The 17597-nt window shown below is 63.2% G+C and carries 17 protein-coding genes and 1 rRNA gene; 8 read left to right on the forward strand and 10 right to left on the reverse strand.

Features of this window, described 5'->3' with window-relative positions; all coding sequences use genetic code 11:
* The 4 genes from PG879_RS18415 to clcA all read right to left on the reverse strand — a co-directional run.
* Positions 1-65 (reverse strand): 16S ribosomal RNA (locus tag PG879_RS18415); the annotation flags it as partial.
* Positions 66-567: 502 nt separating this feature from the next.
* Complete coding sequence (gene erpA, locus PG879_RS18420) at positions 568-918, reverse strand: iron-sulfur cluster insertion protein ErpA (RefSeq protein WP_010675554.1); 351 nt, start codon at positions 916-918, stop codon at positions 568-570.
* 89 nt (positions 919-1007) lie between these two features.
* Complete coding sequence (locus PG879_RS18425; protein ID WP_270830555.1) at positions 1008-1700, reverse strand: DUF6776 family protein; 693 nt, start codon at positions 1698-1700, stop codon at positions 1008-1010.
* A gap of 87 nt (positions 1701-1787) precedes the next feature.
* Positions 1788-3182: a H(+)/Cl(-) exchange transporter ClcA gene (clcA, locus tag PG879_RS18430; RefSeq protein WP_103857999.1), complete on the reverse strand. Its 1395-nt coding sequence runs from the start codon at positions 3180-3182 to the stop codon at positions 1788-1790.
* A gap of 209 nt (positions 3183-3391) precedes the next feature.
* Here clcA and hemL point away from each other — a divergent pair, with 209 nt between their 5' ends.
* Complete coding sequence (gene hemL / locus PG879_RS18435; RefSeq protein WP_270830556.1) at positions 3392-4678, forward strand: glutamate-1-semialdehyde 2,1-aminomutase; 1287 nt, start codon at positions 3392-3394, stop codon at positions 4676-4678.
* A 200-nt stretch (positions 4679-4878) separates the two neighbouring features.
* Positions 4879-5691: a hypothetical protein gene (locus PG879_RS18440; RefSeq protein ID WP_270830557.1), complete on the forward strand. Its 813-nt coding sequence runs from the start codon at positions 4879-4881 to the stop codon at positions 5689-5691.
* Positions 5692-5737: 46 nt separating this feature from the next.
* On the opposite strand, the gene PG879_RS18445 is transcribed toward PG879_RS18440, so the two are convergent.
* Both PG879_RS18445 and PG879_RS18450 read right to left on the reverse strand, forming a co-directional pair.
* Positions 5738-6640 carry a sulfite exporter TauE/SafE family protein gene (locus tag PG879_RS18445; RefSeq protein WP_270830558.1) on the reverse strand — a complete coding sequence of 301 codons (903 nt, stop codon included), beginning with the start codon at positions 6638-6640 and terminating at the stop codon, positions 5738-5740.
* A 259-nt stretch (positions 6641-6899) separates the two neighbouring features.
* On the reverse strand, positions 6900-7583 hold the full coding sequence (locus PG879_RS18450; RefSeq protein ID WP_010675560.1) for a phosphatase PAP2 family protein: 684 nt from the start codon (positions 7581-7583) through the stop codon (positions 6900-6902).
* A gap of 202 nt (positions 7584-7785) precedes the next feature.
* On the opposite strand from PG879_RS18450, the gene PG879_RS18455 reads away from it, so the two are divergent.
* Positions 7786-8301, forward strand: a complete 516-nt coding sequence (locus tag PG879_RS18455) for a DUF2937 family protein (protein ID WP_104454716.1) — start codon at positions 7786-7788, stop codon at positions 8299-8301.
* 42 nt (positions 8302-8343) lie between these two features.
* Here PG879_RS18455 and PG879_RS18460 read toward each other — a convergent pair whose 3' ends face one another.
* A complete protein-coding gene (locus PG879_RS18460; protein ID WP_270830559.1) occupies positions 8344-9225 on the reverse strand; it encodes a LysR family transcriptional regulator in 882 nt (293 codons plus the stop codon).
* Between the two features lie 155 nt (positions 9226-9380).
* Between PG879_RS18460 and PG879_RS18465 the strand changes: the two genes are divergently transcribed.
* Positions 9381-9773 (forward strand): DMT family transporter, encoded by a 393-nt coding sequence (locus tag PG879_RS18465; protein ID WP_043155747.1) that lies wholly within the window; start codon positions 9381-9383, stop codon positions 9771-9773.
* On the forward strand, positions 9761-10081 hold the full coding sequence (locus PG879_RS18470) for an SMR family transporter (RefSeq protein ID WP_128313853.1): 321 nt from the start codon (positions 9761-9763) through the stop codon (positions 10079-10081). The genes PG879_RS18465 and PG879_RS18470 overlap by 13 nt, the downstream gene beginning before the upstream one ends.
* An 89-nt stretch (positions 10082-10170) precedes the next feature.
* Here PG879_RS18470 and gloA2 read toward each other — a convergent pair whose 3' ends face one another.
* The 3 genes from gloA2 to hrpB all read right to left on the reverse strand — a co-directional run bounded on the left by gloA2 (position 10171) and on the right by hrpB (position 15514).
* Positions 10171-10572, reverse strand: a complete 402-nt coding sequence (gene gloA2 / locus PG879_RS18475) for an SMU1112c/YaeR family gloxylase I-like metalloprotein (protein ID WP_203763010.1) — start codon at positions 10570-10572, stop codon at positions 10171-10173.
* Between the two features lie 43 nt (positions 10573-10615).
* Positions 10616-12937, reverse strand: coding sequence for a penicillin-binding protein 1B (gene mrcB / locus PG879_RS18480; protein ID WP_128274066.1), 2322 nt, complete (start codon positions 12935-12937; stop codon positions 10616-10618).
* A gap of 123 nt (positions 12938-13060) precedes the next feature.
* Complete coding sequence (gene hrpB / locus PG879_RS18485) at positions 13061-15514, reverse strand: ATP-dependent helicase HrpB (protein WP_236277159.1); 2454 nt, start codon at positions 15512-15514, stop codon at positions 13061-13063.
* Between the two features lie 183 nt (positions 15515-15697).
* Between hrpB and thpR the strand changes: the two genes are divergently transcribed.
* The 3 genes from thpR to dksA all read left to right on the forward strand — a co-directional run bounded on the left by thpR (position 15698) and on the right by dksA (position 17552).
* Positions 15698-16243, forward strand: coding sequence for an RNA 2',3'-cyclic phosphodiesterase (gene thpR, locus PG879_RS18490; protein ID WP_210600814.1), 546 nt, complete (start codon positions 15698-15700; stop codon positions 16241-16243).
* On the forward strand, positions 16240-16983 hold the full coding sequence (gene sfsA, locus PG879_RS18495; RefSeq protein ID WP_210600813.1) for a DNA/RNA nuclease SfsA: 744 nt from the start codon (positions 16240-16242) through the stop codon (positions 16981-16983). Before thpR ends, sfsA begins: the two co-directional genes overlap by 4 nt.
* A gap of 119 nt (positions 16984-17102) precedes the next feature.
* Entirely contained in the window at positions 17103-17552 is a 450-nt protein-coding gene (dksA, locus tag PG879_RS18500) for an RNA polymerase-binding protein DksA (protein ID WP_029314801.1), read from the forward strand.
* Positions 17553-17597 lie beyond the last annotated feature (45 nt).

The following is a 17597-nucleotide window of genomic DNA, read 5'->3' on the forward strand; positions in this document are numbered from 1 at the left end:
TCGACTTGCATGTGTTAGGCCTGCCGCCAGCGTTCAATCTGAGCCATGATCAAACTCTTCAATTTAAGTTTGGTTGCCTGTTAAGGCGGCTCAATGAATTGCTGAAATAAACTGTTCGACTTCTTATTGCTAAGAAATCGTCTTGGTCACTTCACCAGACATTGAAAATCAAAAATTGTTTTTGATGTTCGATGCTGTGAGTGCCCACACAGATTGCTTGATTCAAATTGTTAAAGAGCAGGGTCTTAAACTATAACCCTCACCAGCTTGCTTTGCAAGGTGGACCAGACACGCACTGCGCCGTGCTGATGGAGGCGCATTATAGGGATATGATTCTCGCTGACAAGCGAAAACTACGTGTTTATTTGAAAAAGACGTTCAGGTGTTTAATCAACAACCAATCAGACTAAAAAGCCGTCAATGATTCATCTAAATGAGCCCGCACACCTTCTCTATCACTACCAATCGGTACCCGTTTTCGCCACATCAAGATCTACATGCCAGCCACGCCAGGCATACAAAAATGAAAAGGGCCCCTCGGGGCCCTTCATATCATGCTGCTATAGATCAGATGGAGAAACTGGAACCGCAACCGCAGGTCGTCGTGGCGTTGGGGTTGGTCACGGTGAAACGGGAACCTTCCAGGCCTTCGGTGTAATCCACGCTGCCGCCGACCAGGTATTGCAGGCTCATGGGATCGATCACCATGGTGACGCCGCTCTTCTCGACCACGGTATCGCCATCATTGATTTTCTCGTCAAACGTGAAACCGTACTGGAAACCGGAGCAGCCCCCCCCAGTGATGTAGACCCGCAACTTGAGTTCGGGATTCTCTTCTTCGGTGATCAAGGTCTTTACCTTGTTGGCTGCCGCATCCGTCATCTGGATGGGCAAGGGAGCTTCTGCTACTGCACTCATTGCTGACCTCACAACCGTTACATCCACAAACATGGAAACCGCGAAATTATCCAATACCCGACCATTTAGTTCAAGTATTCACCACTCTCTTACTGTGCTGCCGGCAAGGGGGTTGGTTGAGCGACCAGAGGCTTGAGCACCTCGTTCCACTCAGCAACCAGCTCCTGGGCCGGTTGCCGACCCTCCTTCGGGATGAGGATTCTCACCCTGTCCGGGATGAAGCCTGAGGGAAGCTGCCAATTGCCCTCCAAGAGCTGGAAATATCGCAACGCGTAGCGTCCCTCCCCCACCTTCATACCAAGATCCCGGCCACTGAGGATCCTGGGCTTGTCAGCCAGACTGCCTTCGAGCCGGATCTGCACCTGCCCCCGAAACAGCTCCCGCTTCTTGGCGGGTTGTGTGAGCGCCAGACGATAGTGGTAGCGACCCGGCACACTCGTCTCCTGCAATGTTAGATTGTCGATGGATACCCCCACCTGTTCGCCGGTGGGACGCATGATGCGTTCGAAGAAGGCGAGCTGACGCTTCTGCTCCTGTACCTGGGCTTCCTGATCCTTGAGCGTCTGCTGAAGTTGCTCGAAGGCGGCCTTCTGGGTCGCCAGCAGGGTCTCCCTGACGCCGAGATCCGTCTTCAGTTGTGCAATGGCCTTGCTCTGACGCTCCAACGTCTCTTGCTGCACCGTCATCAGGCTGCTCTGAGCCAGCACCTGTCTGTTCCCGACGACATAACCGATACATGCCCCCACAGACAGCACCACCAATAACTTCACGATTTGGGACATAAGGCCTCTTCTATATGCCGACATCAACACAGCCGGTTTCTTTTCACTATACGCGACCATGCCGGATTGATACGGATAAACAAAGAGTTAACCGGTCGCGATGCTGCTTTCACCCCGGTTTTGACGCGCAGCAAGCCGTAAAGTTCGCTCCAGGATCTGGGAATAGATGGGACGCCCCCCCAACCATTGCGCCACCAGGGTTGCCCCTATGGTGGTGATCATCATGGGCAGGATCAGCTGATAGTTGTCTGTCATCTCTGTCACCAGCACGATGCCGGTAATGGGGGCACGCACGGTGGCGGCGAAGAGCGCCCCCATGCCGGCGATGGCAAAGGCACCCGGTTCGATGCCGAGATCGGGAAATGCAGAGTGGAACAGGTGACCAAAGATCACCCCGAACAGGGTGCCCAGCGCCAGGGTCGGCGCAAAGACACCACCAGGGGCCCCCGAGCAAAAGCAGATGAGGGTACCCACCAGTCGCACCGAGAAGATGATGAAGAGGGTCGCCACCGCATAATCTCCCCCCGTCAGATGCGGGATGAGCTCGATTCCCCCTCCAGTGACCGAAGGGGCGAACAGCGACAGCATGCCAAAGGTTCCAGCCACCCCCATGCCGATGATGACGAAGCGGTGGCGCTTGTTCTGATGCAATGCCAGGTAACCATCCTGACAGGCGAGCACCAGCTTGTTGAAGACGAACCCCAGCACACCAAAGCAGCCCCCCATGAAGAGAAACAGCCAGAGCGCCTTCAAGGCCGGAGCGTCGTAGTGGGGCAGCATGATGACGGGGGATTGCCCTTTCATGTTCTGCAGCATCAGGGTCGCCATGACGGCCGAAATCCCGACCGCCTTGATGGCGAGGAAGGAGTAGCGAAATTGCGGTCGCATCTCTTCCATGACAAACAGTATCCCTGCCAGCGGGGCATTGAAGGCCGCAGCGAGACCACCCGCCGCACCGGCAGCCAGCAGGGCATGGCCATGCTCCTTGGGCAACCGGAAGATATCCGCCACCATCTTGCCGAGGTTGCCCCCTATCTGCACCGAGGGCCCCTCCCGCCCCAGCACCATGCCGGAACTCAGGGTACAGACCCCGCCAAAAAACTTCACCGGCAACACCCGCCACCAGCGTACCGGGCGCAGGTCGTCCATGGCCCCTTCAATTTCCGGGATACCGGATCCCCCTGCCTCTGGGGCAAAGGCATGAGTGAGGAAATAGCCGACCAACCCCAGCAGGGCGCTGAAACCAAAGCCGAGCAGGCCGAGCTGCCACCAGGGGCGATCGGCCAGCAAGTCGACACGCTGCTGGGCCAGCCAGTGAACGCAAGACTCGAACAGTCCGCACACCAAGCCTGCCAGCAGGCCGACCAGGGCCGCCAGCAGGAGCACCAGCAGCGGCATCTTGTCCCGCCGTATCAGGCGCTGCAAGACTGGAGGACGACGCAGCGAGGCCGCGTCGGCGGAAGGAATGGCTTGTTGCTCCATGGATAATCACGCTCATCTAACGAGGACCAGACACACCTCGGCCTCGGCTGCCCAGCTCTGGGCCTTTCTGCTATAGTCGGCCCGTTTCATGTTTCACGGGCGAGAGTCCGGGGCGAGAGCGCAAAGCATACTCCTCCCGCCATCCCCTGCCGAGCCGCAATCGGCAGCCTGTGCCCGGGTAACGACCAAAATCCCATTAAGGATGATCCATGTCAAAATCAGATCAGCTGTTTGAACAGGCCCGCCAGACCATTCCCGGTGGCGTCAACTCACCGGTCCGCGCCTTCAACGGGGTCGGCGGTACACCCCGCTTCATCGATCACGCCGATGGCGCCTACCTCTATGACGTGGACGGCCAGGCCTATGTGGATTACATCGGTTCCTGGGGCCCCATGCTGCTGGGCCACAACCACCCGGCCATCAAGGCCGCCGTCATCAAGGCGGTGGAGAAGGGACTGAGCTACGGTGCGCCGACCGAGATCGAAGTGCTGATGGCCGAAAAAGTGCGCCAGATCGTCCCCTCCATGGAGCAGGTGCGGATGGTCAACTCCGGCACCGAGGCGACCATGAGCGCCATCCGGCTGGCCCGCGGCTATACCGGTCGCGACAAGATCGTCAAGTTTGAAGGCTGCTACCACGGCCACGCCGACTCCCTGCTGGTCAAGGCCGGCTCAGGCGCCCTCACCCTGGGTCAGCCCAACAGCCCGGGCGTACCCGCCGATTTCGCCAAACACACGCTCACCTGTGTCTTTAACGATCTGGACTCGGTGCGCGAAGCCTTCACCCAGTACGGCAGCGAGATCGCCTGCATCATCGTCGAGCCGGTCGCTGGCAACATGAACTGCATCCCGCCGGTGCCCGGCTTCCTGGAAGGGCTTCGCGCCATTTGTGACGAGTTCGGCGCCCTGCTGATCCTGGACGAAGTGATGACCGGCTTCCGCGTCTCCCTGCGCGGTGCCCAGGGTCACTACAACATCGATCCGGATCTCACCACCCTCGGCAAGATCATCGGTGCCGGCATGCCGGTAGGCGCCTTCGGCGGCAAGAAGAAGGTGATGCAGCACATCGCCCCGACCGGCCCCGTCTATCAGGCTGGTACCCTCTCCGGCAACCCGGTGGCCATGGCCGCCGGCCTCACCATGCTGGACCTGCTGCTGGAGCCGGGCCTCTATGAGCAGCTGAGCACCAAGACCGCCCGTGTCGCCGAGGGGCTGAAAGCCGCCGCCGCCAGGCACGGCATCCCGCTTGCCATCAACTACTTGGGCGGCATGTTCGGCTTCTTCTTCACCGACGAGCCCGAGATCACCCGCTACGAGCAGGTGACCCGCTGCGACATGGAACGCTTCAAGCGCTTCTACCATCTGATGCTGGAAGAGGGTGTCTATCTGGCGCCGAGCGCCTACGAGGCGGGCTTCCTGTCGCTGGCCCACGGCGACAAGGAGATTGAACACACTCTGGCGGCCGCCGAGCGCAGCTTCGCCAAGCTGGCTGGCTGACAAGCAGCAAGATGTGCAGAGGGCCCCGATGGGGCCCTTTTTTGTTTGCTCGTCCCGACAAGGCACCGTAGTGGTGCATCTTTAAGTCCCTCACCGGAACCTTGCCACCTGCTGGTGCGCCGCGCCGTACACGGGCTGTCATAAATCGGGCCCACAATTTGCAGGCCCCTGCTTCAGGAGCCCATTGGACCGAGGTGTATATGGCAGAGATGAGCCCCATCGATGTGCTGCGGCGCTATCAGGAGTACGAAACCGAGCTGGCCCCCCTGCTGCTGGGGCTGCTCACCCTCCCCGAGGCGTCTCTCAAGACCTATGCCTTCGTCGAGGAGGTGAAGAGCCTGCCCCCCCAGATCAGGCCAGCCATACTGGCGCCCGTTCCGGCGGCCCAGGGGCAGCTGCGCCTGCTGGTGCAGGGCCATGGCCGGGAGCTGGAGATCAACCTGCACCAGCTGATCGCCTGGCTGATGGGGGACAGAGAGCGGCGGCGCGCCATTCCCTGGTTCAGGGCCGTCTACGTCGTCCTGAGTCTGGCCCTGTTTCTCATCGTCGGCACCCTCATCTGGCACGGGCTGGAACAGCTCTATCTGCTGCTGTGCGGCACCCAGCAGAACCGGCTCGGCGCCTTCAGCGCCATCATCTTCCTCACGCTCGCGCTGGCGGTGTTCGATCTCGGCAAGACCATCCTCGAAGAGGAAGTGCTGCTGCATAAGGACATCTTCCGCCACAGCGCCATCCGGCGCACCATTACCCGCTTTATCGCCGCCATCCTGATCGCGGTCTCCATCGAGGGGTTGCTGCTGCTGTTCAAGGGATCCCTCGGCCAGAGCGAACTGCTCTGGCCTGCGGTGGGGGTGATGGGCTGCGCCGTGGGGTTGCTGCTGGCGCTGGGGCTCTATGTGTTTCTCGGTGCCAGGGCGGAAGCCGCACTGGTCGCCTCCAGCCAGCAGACCGCCCACCCGGAGGGGGCTGCCAGAGGCATCAGAAGACGCGCCAGTACCGGGCGAGCGGGATGACATACCAACGCGGGGCGCCCGTGCAGGCGGGCCTCGCCGACGCCAGCTAGCTCGTCGCCTCTGCCAGCGCGGGCGCTGGCTGTCGCCGCGCCGCCCGCCAGGAGGCGTACATTGTCCAGGAGGTATAGATGACGATGAAGGCCACCAGCCATTTGAGCATCTCCATCTCCATGGATTTGACCAGCATGGCCGCCAGCACCACGCCGATGGGGCCGAAGATGGCCACCGCCAGCACGGCCCGCGCATCGAAAGCCCCCTTGCGAATGAAGGTCCCCGCCGAGAAGACGCTGAGAACGGCGGTGGATCCCATCATGATGGGGAAGGCCACCAGCGGGTTCATGCCGAGCAGATAGACCAGGGTCATGCAGGGGGCGAACAGGCCGATACCGACGTTCATCAGGGCTCCGAACAGGAAGTTGCCGGCAAGGGCGATCCCCAGCTTGTAACCGCTCAGCCCCATGGCCTCGCCACCGAGGGGGAAGAGCCCGAGCAGACCGGCATAGATGAGACCGGCGACCACCAGCAGGGAGACCGCCATGACCAGCCGGATGGTCTGGCGATCAAAGGAGGCCACGTAACGGGCGCCCCAGGCCGCACCGGCCGCCGCAGCCGCCATCATGCTGATGAGGGTGACGGGATCCACGTTGACCACGCCGATGAAGATGAGAGCCTGGGTCACGGTCGGCAGCACGCACTGGCCGTTGAGGGTACCGGGCAGCACCCGATCATCGATCAACCTGAACTGCTTGTAGCAGGCGGTCTTCACCGCAAAGCTCCCCACCCCCAGGGTATCGAGAAAATTGGCCACAAAACCGATGGCCGCCACCGGCCAGAAAGGGGTGGCTTCGAGCTGGCCATGACGCCGTTTGTGCCACCAGGCACGGACCAGCATAAAGAGAAAGACCAGGGCACAACCGATAAACAAGAGACGCAGAAAAGTGACAAGCATGGGGAGACCTCCAACAACGGGCGGCGATTCTAAGGCAGCGGAGGGAAAAAATCCTGGCCAGGATCATGAGACGACGGGTGCAAACGTTTGGCCGCGACTATTTTGGCTGGCAGAACCCGAATGGGGCTATCCATACTGGTTGGGAGGGCGACAGCCCGGGCTCATCGGGCGTAGTCCTGGTCATTTCGCGACGACCACAGCACCGGTGAGGCGTAAACGAAAGAAGGCGGGGTGACCCGCCTTCTTTTTTCATTCTCCGTCAGGCAATCCAGCGTGGCAGCCGGGGAGCCAGGCGGTCGATCAGGCGATCCGACACGGGAGTGAGCAACAGCAGCGGCAGGCAGATCAGGGAGAGGCAAAGAGCGCCCACATAGACGTCCGTCATCCAGTGCGCACCAGCCAGGATGCGGGGCGCCGAAAACAGGGGCACCATCACCACCGCAACTACCCCGGCCCAGCGCGGCAGATAGCGCAGGGCAAAACCGGCGAAGATCATCAGGAAGAGGGCGTGATCACCGGGGAAGCTGTCACCGGCGGAGTCCTTGGTGGGAATCGCACTGATCTCGGTCAGGCGCAGAGCCCCGTCCACCATCAAGGTGGGGCTGGGACGGCTGACCGGCAACAGATGCCCGAGCTGATTGATCACCAGGGCCCCCAGCAGCATCACTACCCCCATGGCCACCAGACGACGGCGCTCCTGTCCGTCGGCACGGAAGAAGCAACTGGCGAGGATCCCGCCCATGCAGGCCAGCGCGGCCAGATCGAACAGGCGGTTGTTGGTGATGGCCACCAGATCGGCCCAACGGGGGGAGTGGCCAATCCAGCCATTGACCAACTGGAAGAGGGCGAGATCCCACCCATCCCAAGGGCCGTGCTCAGGCAGGGCGCCCCAACTGAAGGCGATGAGGCCCCCGGCCAGATAGAAAGGAATGAACTTGCTCATGCCGACGTGTCCTTCGAAAAACGCTCATTCTAGGCCAGCCGCAAGATGACTTGCATCACAAAAGTGTAAGAATTCGTGTAACAAAGGTATTCCATCGGCTCTTCTTTTGGCGCCGCCGACCGGGTGGGCAAGCGCGTCCCCTCCTTGGCTCTCCCACCGGTTGCGGCTAGTATGGGCGCTCCCTTCGTTCAGGATGATGATGATGCGCAGCTACCTTCGCATGATGTTGTTTGCCCTCGGTTTGCTGGCAGGTGTACAGATCCCCGGGCTGGTCGATCTCTACTTCCAGCGGCTGGATGCCCGGCTGCAGCAGGCCGGTCTGGCGCTGGCCCCCTTCCAGCACACGGCGGACCAGCACTTCAATGGCGATCTGCAGGCGCTGGTCGCCCATTACGGTGCCAGCCAGGATCCCGTCTTCACCCAGGATGCCACCAGCCTCCAGCAACTGGTGAACCAGCAGCAGCACCTTCAGGGGGAGATCGCCGTGCGGGAGAGTCCCTGGTACCAGCAGCTCTCCCACCTGTTGCTGCGCGCCGATCCCGCCCTCTGGCAGGATACCCTGCACAACTACGGCTATGTGGTCCCCCTCAAACAGGCCGCCATTTTCTGCGGCGTGGCGGCGGGTCTGCTGGCCTCCCTGGCGGGGGATCTGCTGCTCGGCCTCCTGCTGCTGCCATTTCGCTCCCGCCAGCGCGTCCCCCGTCACGGCCTGCACTGATCCCCTCTCACTGCCAACCGGGGTGCCCGCCCCGGTTGGCGGCTACTCGAAGGGTTCGAGATAGGCTTCTATGGCCTTCTTCAGCCAGGCCAGCACCTTGCCGTGATGGGCGTTCTTCGACAGATAGACTCCGTAATCGCGCCACTGCAGACTGAACTTGTGCTTCAGGGTCAGCAGCTCTCCCAGGCGCAGCTGGCTCTGGATGAGGGGTGAAGGCAGCACCGCCCAACCCAGACCATCCAGCACCGCATCCCGCATCAGTTCGAAACTCGACAACCCGATATGCTGCCCTCCGATGGGCAGCAGGCTCTTGACCGAAAACGCGTCCACATAGGAGAGGGTGACCTGGGTGTGATCGGTCAGATCCTGCTGCAACACCCGCTTCAGCCCAGCCAGCGGGTGGCTTGGTGCGACCACCATCAGGGTGCGGATCGGATTGAGCACGTCGATGCAAAGACCGCTGCGCTCCTGTTCCTCGGTGATGAGGCCGAAGGCGGCATCCACGAACCCCTCTTCCACCAGGGCCGGCAGCTCCGGCGGTGAGGCCAGCACCAGGGAGATGCTGGTGCCCGGAAACTGGCGACGCAGCGCCCCCAGCATCTCGCGCCATACCACCTCGGGAATGGCGTCGTCCCGGGCTACCCGCAGCGCCACCTCGGCACCGGAGGCATGGTGCTCGCACTTGAGCTTCAGGCTGTTGGCGGCCTGCAACAGCCGCCGACAGTCGTCCAGCACTTGCTCGCCGATTTCGGTCAGTCGGCTCTGATTCGCCCCTCGTTCGAAAAGTTCGACGCCAAGCTCCACTTCCAGGGTTGCAATCGCCGAGCTCACGGCGCTGCGACTCTTGCCAAGTCGTCTGGCGGCATTGGCTATCGAACCACTGTCTGCTGTTTCTACAAAGAGTTGTATCTGATTTAGCTTCATGGCTTCAAACTGGCGGCAGATTATTCCATCACCACCTTATCCCCTGGCCCACCCCAAGGCAAACAAGCAGCGACAGCTTTCTCGACGCTCAGCGATAACCTTGCCGTTTCGGGTGCCGTTATCCTCTCTTCATCGCAGCAACAGAAGGAAACTGCATGTCATCCCGTCCCCTGCTTTTGGCCCGCCTCTTTCTGACAGGGGCCATCCTGACCGAGGTCGCCGGCACCTCCTCCATGGCCCTGATTCCAGAGAGCGCGAGCGGCTGGATCCACTATCTGCCGATGTGGCTCCTCATCACCCTCTCCTACCTGCTGCTCGCCAAGGCCGCCAGGACAATCTCCATTGGTATCGCGTTTGCGCTGTGGGAAGGGTTGGGGATCGCCCTCATCACCGCCGTCTCCGTCCTGTTCCTCGGCTACGAGCTGAGCATCCAGGAGTGGATCGGACTGGCGCTGGCCATAGTGGGGATTGTCATGGTGACCCTGGGCGAGACCCATGATGCACCAGCCCCCACCCGCCAGAGGAGGGAAGCCCCATGCACCCGTTGATCATCGTACTGGGCGCCGCCCTGCTGGATATCGGCGCCAACATGGCGATCAACCGCTCCGTCGGTTTTCGCGACAAGGGGTGGGGCGTCCTCGGCATTCTGCTGGTGCTCTGTGCCTTCACTCTGCTCAGCGAGGCGGTCAGTACCGGCAAGATCGATCTGGCCGTGGCCTATGCCACCTGGGGCGCCATCGGCATTCTGGGCACCGCCCTCGGGGGCCTGCTGCTGTTCGGCGAGCGCCTCAGACCCGTCGGCTGGCTCGGCATGGTGGTGATGGCGGTGGCGGTCGCCCTGCTGACCACAGCATGATCCCCTCTCCAACCCCATGAAAAAAGCCGCCCTGTTCCCAGGGCGGCCTTTTCATGGTCAAACCGATCACCCAGATTGCAGCAGGCAGCCTAACGCGCTGCCTCGTACAGCTCCAGCGGCAGGCCGTCGGGGTCGGCGAAGAAGGTAAAACGCTTGCCGGTCAGCTCGTCCACCCGCACCGGCTCCACTTCCACCCCGTGCTGCTCCAGGTGGGCGATGACCCGGTCGAGATCCGCCACCCGAAACGCCAGGTGGCGCAACCCGCACGCCTCCGGCCGGGAGGGGCGCGGTGGCGGCGCCGGGAAGCTGAACAGCTCCAGCTGGCTGCCGTCCGGCAGCGCCAGATCCAGCTTCCACGACTGGCGCTCTGCCCGCAGGGTCTCGGCAATGATGGGCAACCCCAGCACCTGGTGATAGAAGTGGCGCGAACGCGGATAGTCGCTGGCGATGATGGCCACGTGATGGATGGCGTCAAACAGGGGAGTCGTCATGGGCACTCCTTGCAACACGGGCAGCCAGGGCTGCCCGTCGCAGTTAGTTGAAGAAACCGTTGAACCAGTTGTCCAGCGCGTTGACCGGGTTGGAGACCGGGCTGGCACAACTCATGGGCTCGGCCAGACCGGCCAGCTTGGCCGGCACCTGCAGGCTGCCGGGACAATCGCTGGCCACCCGGGCACCGCTCGAGCGGGAGAAGTTGGCCCAGCTCACCCCTTCGGGCATCTTCAGCCCCAGGCTGTTGACCCCGCGCTGGCTCATGTAGCCGCTGAACAGCTGCAGGGCGCCACTGGCACCGGTCAGCCCGGCCGGGGTGTTGTCGTCACGGCCGACCCAGACACTCACCAGCTCGTTGTTGTCCATCCCGGCAAACCAGGAGTCTCGCAGCTCGTTGGTGGTACCGGTCTTGGCGGCCATGGTGGCCCCGGGGAACTTGGCACCGAGCGCACGGGCCGTCCCCTGGCTCACCGTCTTGGTCATGGCGAACAGAGTCAGCCAGCTTGCCTGGGGATCCGTCACTCGCTTGGCCGCTTCGTCATGCTGGTAGAGCTGGCGCCCCTCGCCATTCACCACGGCCCGGATGGCCGACAGGGGCTGGGTCAACCCCTGGTTGGCAATGGGCAGGTACATCTGGTTCACCTCCATGGGCGAGAGCGCCACCGCCCCCAGCACCAGGGACGGATAGGGCTGGATCTCCTGCTGCACACCCAGCTTGTGCAGGGTATCCACCACCTTGTCCAGGCCTATCTGCATCCCGAGGTTGACGGTCGGCACGTTGAGGGAGCTGGCAAGCGCCTCCATCAGGGGCACGCTCTGGCGGAACTTGCGGTCGTAATTCTGCGGCGTCCAGATCTGGCCATCCTGGCCGCGAATGCGGATCGGCTGATCTTTAAGCGGCGTGCCCAGGGTCAGGCCGTTGGAGAGGCCGGTCAGGTAGACCGCCGGTTTGACCAGGGAGCCAATCTGACGGCGGGCATCCAGCGCCCGGTTGAAGCCGGCGTAGCGGGGATCCCGCCCCCCCACCATGGCGACCACCTCGCCCTTGTGCCAGTCGGAGACCACCATGGCCGCCTCCAGCTTCTTCTTGCCACGCTGCTTCTCGATGGTGGCCAGACCCGACTCCACAGCCTGCTCGGCGGCGTGCTGGGCGATGGGATCCAGACTGGTGAAGATCTTGAGGCCGGACTGCTTGAGCAGATCCGGGCCGAAGCGGTTCTGGATCTCCCGCTTGAGCAGCCCCATGAAGGCCGGGGTGCGGCCATAACTCATCTGACCGCGGGCGATGATGCCAAGGGGCTGCTTGCTGGCCAGGTCATACTCGGCCTGGGTCAGGCTGCCGTGATCCGCCAGCAGTTTCAGCACCAGATCCCGGCGCGCCTTGGCCCGGTCCGGGAAGCGCCAGGGATCGTAATAGGAGGGGCCCTTCACCATGCCCACCAGCAGGGCCACCTGATCGATGTCCAGCTCGTTGACCGGAATACCGAAGTAGAAGTAGGAGGCGAGCCCGAAGCCGTAGACCCCCTGGGAGAAGTTCTGCCCCAGATAGACCTCGTTGAGGTAGGCCTCCAGGATCTCGTCCTTGCTGTAGCGGTAGTCGATGAGCACCGCCATGTAGGCTTCCTGCAGTTTACGCCACAGGCTGCGCTCACGGGTCAGGAAGAAGTTCTTGGCAAGCTGCTGGGTGAGCGTACTGCCCCCCTGCACGGTGCGCCCCGCCAGCAGGTTGGCTGCCATGGCGCGCATGATGGCCACCGGCGAAACGCCGCCGTGCTGGTAGAAGTCCCTGTCTTCCGTGGTGAGCAGCGTCACCAGCAGGCTGTCCGGCACCTCGGAAAGGCGCACCAGCAGGCGGTCTTCCCGATCCTCGGTGTTAAGGCGATCGAGCAGCACCGGATCCATCTGGGCATAGCCGAGCTGGCGCTGGTTCTCCAGGGACTGGATCCCCTCGAGGCGCGCCCCGTTGAAGGTGAGGCGCAGGCCACGGGCACCGTCGGCACCGTCGTGGAACTCGAACGGCCGGCGCACCAGCTCGATGCGATTGCCGCTCACCGCGTACTCACCCGGGGTATGGGGCTGACGCACCTGCTTGTAGCTCAGCATGTTGAGCTCGCGCAGCATCTGGGTCTGGGAGAGCCGCTGGCTGGGATAGAGCTCCAGCGGGCGGCTGTAGACCATCACCGGCAACTGCCACTTCTCCCCGTCGAAGCGCTCGCGCACCTTGGTGTCGAGATAGATGCCAAACACCACCATGAAGGCCGCCACCACCAGAGAGAGCTTGAAGCCCAGCCAGAACAGGGTGCGCCAGATAGTGCGTTTGGGCGCCGCCTTCTTGGGCGTGCGCTTGCGTCGTTGGGTTGCCATAAATCCTCTTGTCGTTCTCCTCGCCATCCCGCTGATGCGAGCGGCCTGCGATGCCTGTTGTGGAGGGGGACTGTGCCACCGCCATCTTGTTCTGATCGTACCGACCGATCACTGTCCCGTCGGCTACTTCTGCAATCCCATCTTCTTCTTGGTCACCCGGGTCGGCATCGCCTCCAGCGGGTTGTCCGGCCAGTAGTGACGGGGGTAGCGCCCCTTCATCTCTTTTTTCACCTGCTCATAGGATCCCGCCCAGAAGGCGGCGAGATCCGCGGTGATCTGCAAGGGGCGCTGGGCCGGGGAGAGCAGCTCCACCACCAGGGGCACCCGGCCATCGGCCACGCATGGGGTGGCGCCCAGCCCGAACATCTCCTGGATGCGCACCGGGATCGCCGGCGCCTGACCCGGCTGGTAGCGGATCCGCACCCGGCTGCCGGTCGGTGCGGTGAAGTGGCTCGGCAGCGCCTCGTCCAGCCGCCTTGGCAGGGGCCAGGGCAGAGACTGGCGCAGGATGTCGCTCATGTCGAGCCGCTTCAACTGCTCCAGCCGGGTCATGCCGCTCACCGCTGGCAGCAGCCACTGCTCGAGGTCGGCCAGCAGGCTCTCCTCATCCATGGGGGGCCAGGCTTCGTCGGGCAGCCAGTCGCGGGCGCAGCGCAAGCGGGCCAGCAGCCCCTCGCTGCTCTCGTCCCAGGGCAGCACGTGCAGCCCCTTGCGCCGGATGCCCTGCAGCAGGCAGCGCCCCTTCTGTTCATCGGAGAGATCCGTCAGCGGCCGCTGGCCGAGCACCAGCTCGCCGAGCACCTGCTGGCGCTCCGCACGCACCCGTTCCTCTCGATCGTCCCAGTCGAACCACTGGCGCTCGCTCACCAGCTCGGGCAGCTGGCGCACCAACTCATCCAGCGCCACCGGCTCGGCGATGAAGATGCGGCTGCCGCGCTCGTTCTGACCCATTTCGACGGCCACGATGGCCCCCTGCCCCTGGCAGGGATGCCCTTCTACCAGATCGCAGCTCACCCCGCTACTGAGCTGATAGCGGCTGCCACTGCGCAGCTTGCCGATGCGATCGGGCCAGGCGAGGGCGCACAGCAATCCCAGCCATTGACCCTGCGGGCTGCTTGCCCGCACACCGAGCCGCTCGAACCAACGGGCCGCCCCCTGGCGCAGGGCGCCCTGACGGCGGTGGAACAGCACGGACAGGCGCTCCGATCCTCGCAGATCTTCTTCCAGCAGCGCCACCAGGAAAGCCGCATCGGCGACAATCCCTGTCAGACCCTCGGATTCCAGCTCCCTGGCCCGCAGCAACATGCGGGCGAGGCGGGGATGGGTGCCGAAGGCCGCCATGGCACGGCCTGCCGGGGTAAGTTGTTGCTCACCCTCCGGGGCCATGGCGCCCAGGGCCACCAGCAACCGCCGGGCGCTGGCCACGGCGGCAGGGGGCGGCATGTCCAGCAGGGGCAGCGCCTCCACCCGGGCCCCCCAGTGGGCGGCGTCCATCAGTAGGCCGGTGAGCTCTTGCGTCAGGATGTCGGGGGGACTCTGCTCGGCGAGGCGCTCCTGCACCTCGCTGCTCCAGAGCCGGTAGCAGACGCCGGGGCCAAGCCGCCCTGCCCGCCCCGCCCGCTGGGTGGCGGAGGCTTTGGCGATGGGCCGGGTCTCCAGCCGGGTAACGCCGCTCTTGATATCGAAGATGGCGCGCCGCTCCAATCCGCTGTCGATGACCACGGAGATCCCCTCGATGGTGAGGGAGGTCTCCGCCACGTTGGTGGTGAGCACCAGCTTGCGACGACCCGCAGGCGCAGGCTCGATGGCCGCCTGCTGGGCCGCGAGGTCAAGACGGCCATAGAGGGGAGCCAGGGTCACATCCCCTGGCAACCGCCCTTCCAGCCACTGTGCCAGCCGCTCTATCTCCCCCTGTCCCGGCAGGAACACCAGGGCACTGCCAGCCTGACTGGCGAGCGCCTCCAGCACCACGGCGCCGACCTGGGGCTCCAACCACTGCTGGCGATTGGCAGGGCGATAGTGGTACTCGATGGGAAAGCCGCGCCCCTCGGAGCGCACCACGGGGGCGCCTGGCAGCAGGCGCTCCAGGGCCATGCCATCCAGGGTGGCGGACATCACCAAGAGCTTGAGATCATCGCGCAACCCCTGCTGGCTTTCGATGGCGAAGGCCAGCGCGGTATCGGCGTGCAGGCTGCGTTCGTGGAACTCGTCAAAGATGACGAGCGACACGCCGGTGAGCTCAGGATCCTGCTGCAGCATCCGGGTCAGCACCCCCTCGGTCACGATCTCGAGCCGGGTGGCAGAACTGGTGCGGCTCTCGCCACGCACCCGCAGGCCGATGCGCTCGCCCACCTTCTCCCCCAGCTGACGCGCGAGGAAGCTCGCGATGTTGCGCGCCGCGAGGCGCCTGGGCTCCAGCATGATGGTGCGCCCGGGCAGCCGGTGCTGGCGCACCAGCTCCAGGGGCAGCAGGGTCGATTTGCCAGCGCCGGGGGGCGCCTGCAGGATCACGCTGGTATGGTTGTCGAGGGCTGCAAAGAGTTCGGGCAACACCGGGACGATGGGGAGGGAAGACAAAGCGATGGGCACCTTCTGTGACACTTCTGAAAAGGGGTCCATTCTGCCACAGCCTCCCGGCCATCGTAAGCGCCCCTGCCGGGCAGGGGCAGGAAGCGTCAGGTGCAACACGGCAAGACATCCCGGGAGCGGCTGCCATAGAATGGCCTTATCCGATGCCCATCACGAGGACCAACACGCCGCATGCCCAAACTCTTCTTTGCCCTGCCCCTGCCAGAGCTTGCCCCCGAGCTTGCGACCTGGCGAGACCAGCGCCCCTGGCCCGGCCAGCCGGTGCCCGAGAGCAACCTGCACCTGACCCTGGCCTTTCTCGGGGAGGCCGACGAAACGACCCAGGCTCGCCTGATCGCGGCCGCCGAGCGACAGCACTGTCCCCCTTTCAGCGTCCATCTGGATCAAACCGGCTGGTTTCAGCGCGCCAAAGCCGCCTGGGTGGGGCCCGGTGAGTGGCCGAACGAGCTGACCGTGCTCGCGAGGGCGCTGCGCCGCCACGGTGAAAAACTCGGGCTGGGCAACGGCGAGCAGGGCTATCGCCCCCACGTCACCCTGTCGCGCAAGGCGGGCGAGGCCCCCGGCGAGCTGCCTGCGCCGGATTTTCTGCTCAGGGCCGATCGCTTCTGCCTCTATCAATCCGTCAGCACGCTGGACGGCGTCCACTACGAACCGCTCGCCTGCTGGCCCCTGCGGGCCCGCGTCAAAAAACCGCACCGCGAGGAGCTCACCCCATGATCTTCGATCCCCCCCTGCAGTCCGGGCAGCTGATCTCCCGCTACAAGCGCTTCCTGACGGATGTGGCGCTCGACAACGGCGAGGTGATCACCATCCACTGCGCCAATACCGGTGCCATGACCGGCTGCGCCCTGCCGGGCACCCGGGTCTGGTACTCCACATCCGACAACCCCAAGCGCAAGCTGCCAAACAGTTGGGAAATCGCCGAGAGCCCGGCGGGTCACTTCATCTGCGTCAACACGGCCCGTGCCAACCAGATCGCCCGGGAGCTCATCGAACAGGGCGCTCTCGCCCCCCTGGCAGGCTATGCCAGGCTGCGCACCGAAGTGAAATACGGGGAAGAGAACAGCCGCATCGACCTGCTGCTGGAAGATGACCACAGGCCGGATTGTTACATCGAGGTGAAATCCGTCACCCTGCTCGACGAGCGGGAGCAACACGGCATGGGGTACTTCCCCGATGCGGTCACCACCCGCGGCGCCAAGCACTTGCGTGAATTGATGGCCATGAAGGCGGCAGGGCACCGGGCCGTGCTGCTGTTCATGGTATTGCACTCCGGCATCGCGAGAATGCGCCCTGCAGCCCATATCGATCCGCACTATAGTCAGCTTGTTGAACAGGCGATGGCGGCAGGGGTTGAAATTTTATGCTATCGCCCCCATGTTGGTGTGCAGGGCATGGTGGCTCAGGATTTTATCCCATTTGAATCTGACCATATGCTACCCGAGGGCAGAGAATAAATGCAGAAGTGGGTAACATTATTGATAAGGCTTGTTTGCCTCCCGTTGACCCTTCTGCTATAGATGTCGCCCTCAATTTATGGATGGCACGGGTAGCGTGCTGAATTAGGAGACAGGGCATGCCAACAGGCGAAAACAGGAAATCTCTGGGCCCCCTGGCCATTGCGGGTGTAGAGCCTTACCAGATGAAAGCCGGTGAGGAGTACATGAATGACCAACAGAAGGTACATTTTCGCAAGATCCTGGGAGCCTGGCGCAACCAACTGATGCAGGAAGTTGACCGCACCGTCGACCACATGAAGGATGAGGCTGCCAACTTCCCGGATCCCGTGGATCGCGCCGCGCAAGAAGAAGAGTTTGCTCTCGAACTGCGCACCCGCGACCGTGAACGCAAGCTGATCAAGAAGATCGAGAAAACCTTGCTGCTGCTCGAAGAAGATGACTTCGGTTACTGCGAGCATTGCGGCATCGAGATCGGCATCCGCCGTCTGGAAGCCCGTCCGACCGCAGACCTCTGCGTGGACTGCAAGACGCTGGCCGAGATCAAGGAAAAACAGATGGCTGGCTGATGCCGCCCATCTACAGAAACGAAAAGGGAGCCCAGGCTCCCTTTT

The organism is Aeromonas sp. QDB63 (genome assembly GCF_027707425.1).
GTDB lineage: Bacteria > Pseudomonadota > Gammaproteobacteria > Enterobacterales > Aeromonadaceae > Aeromonas > Aeromonas caviae.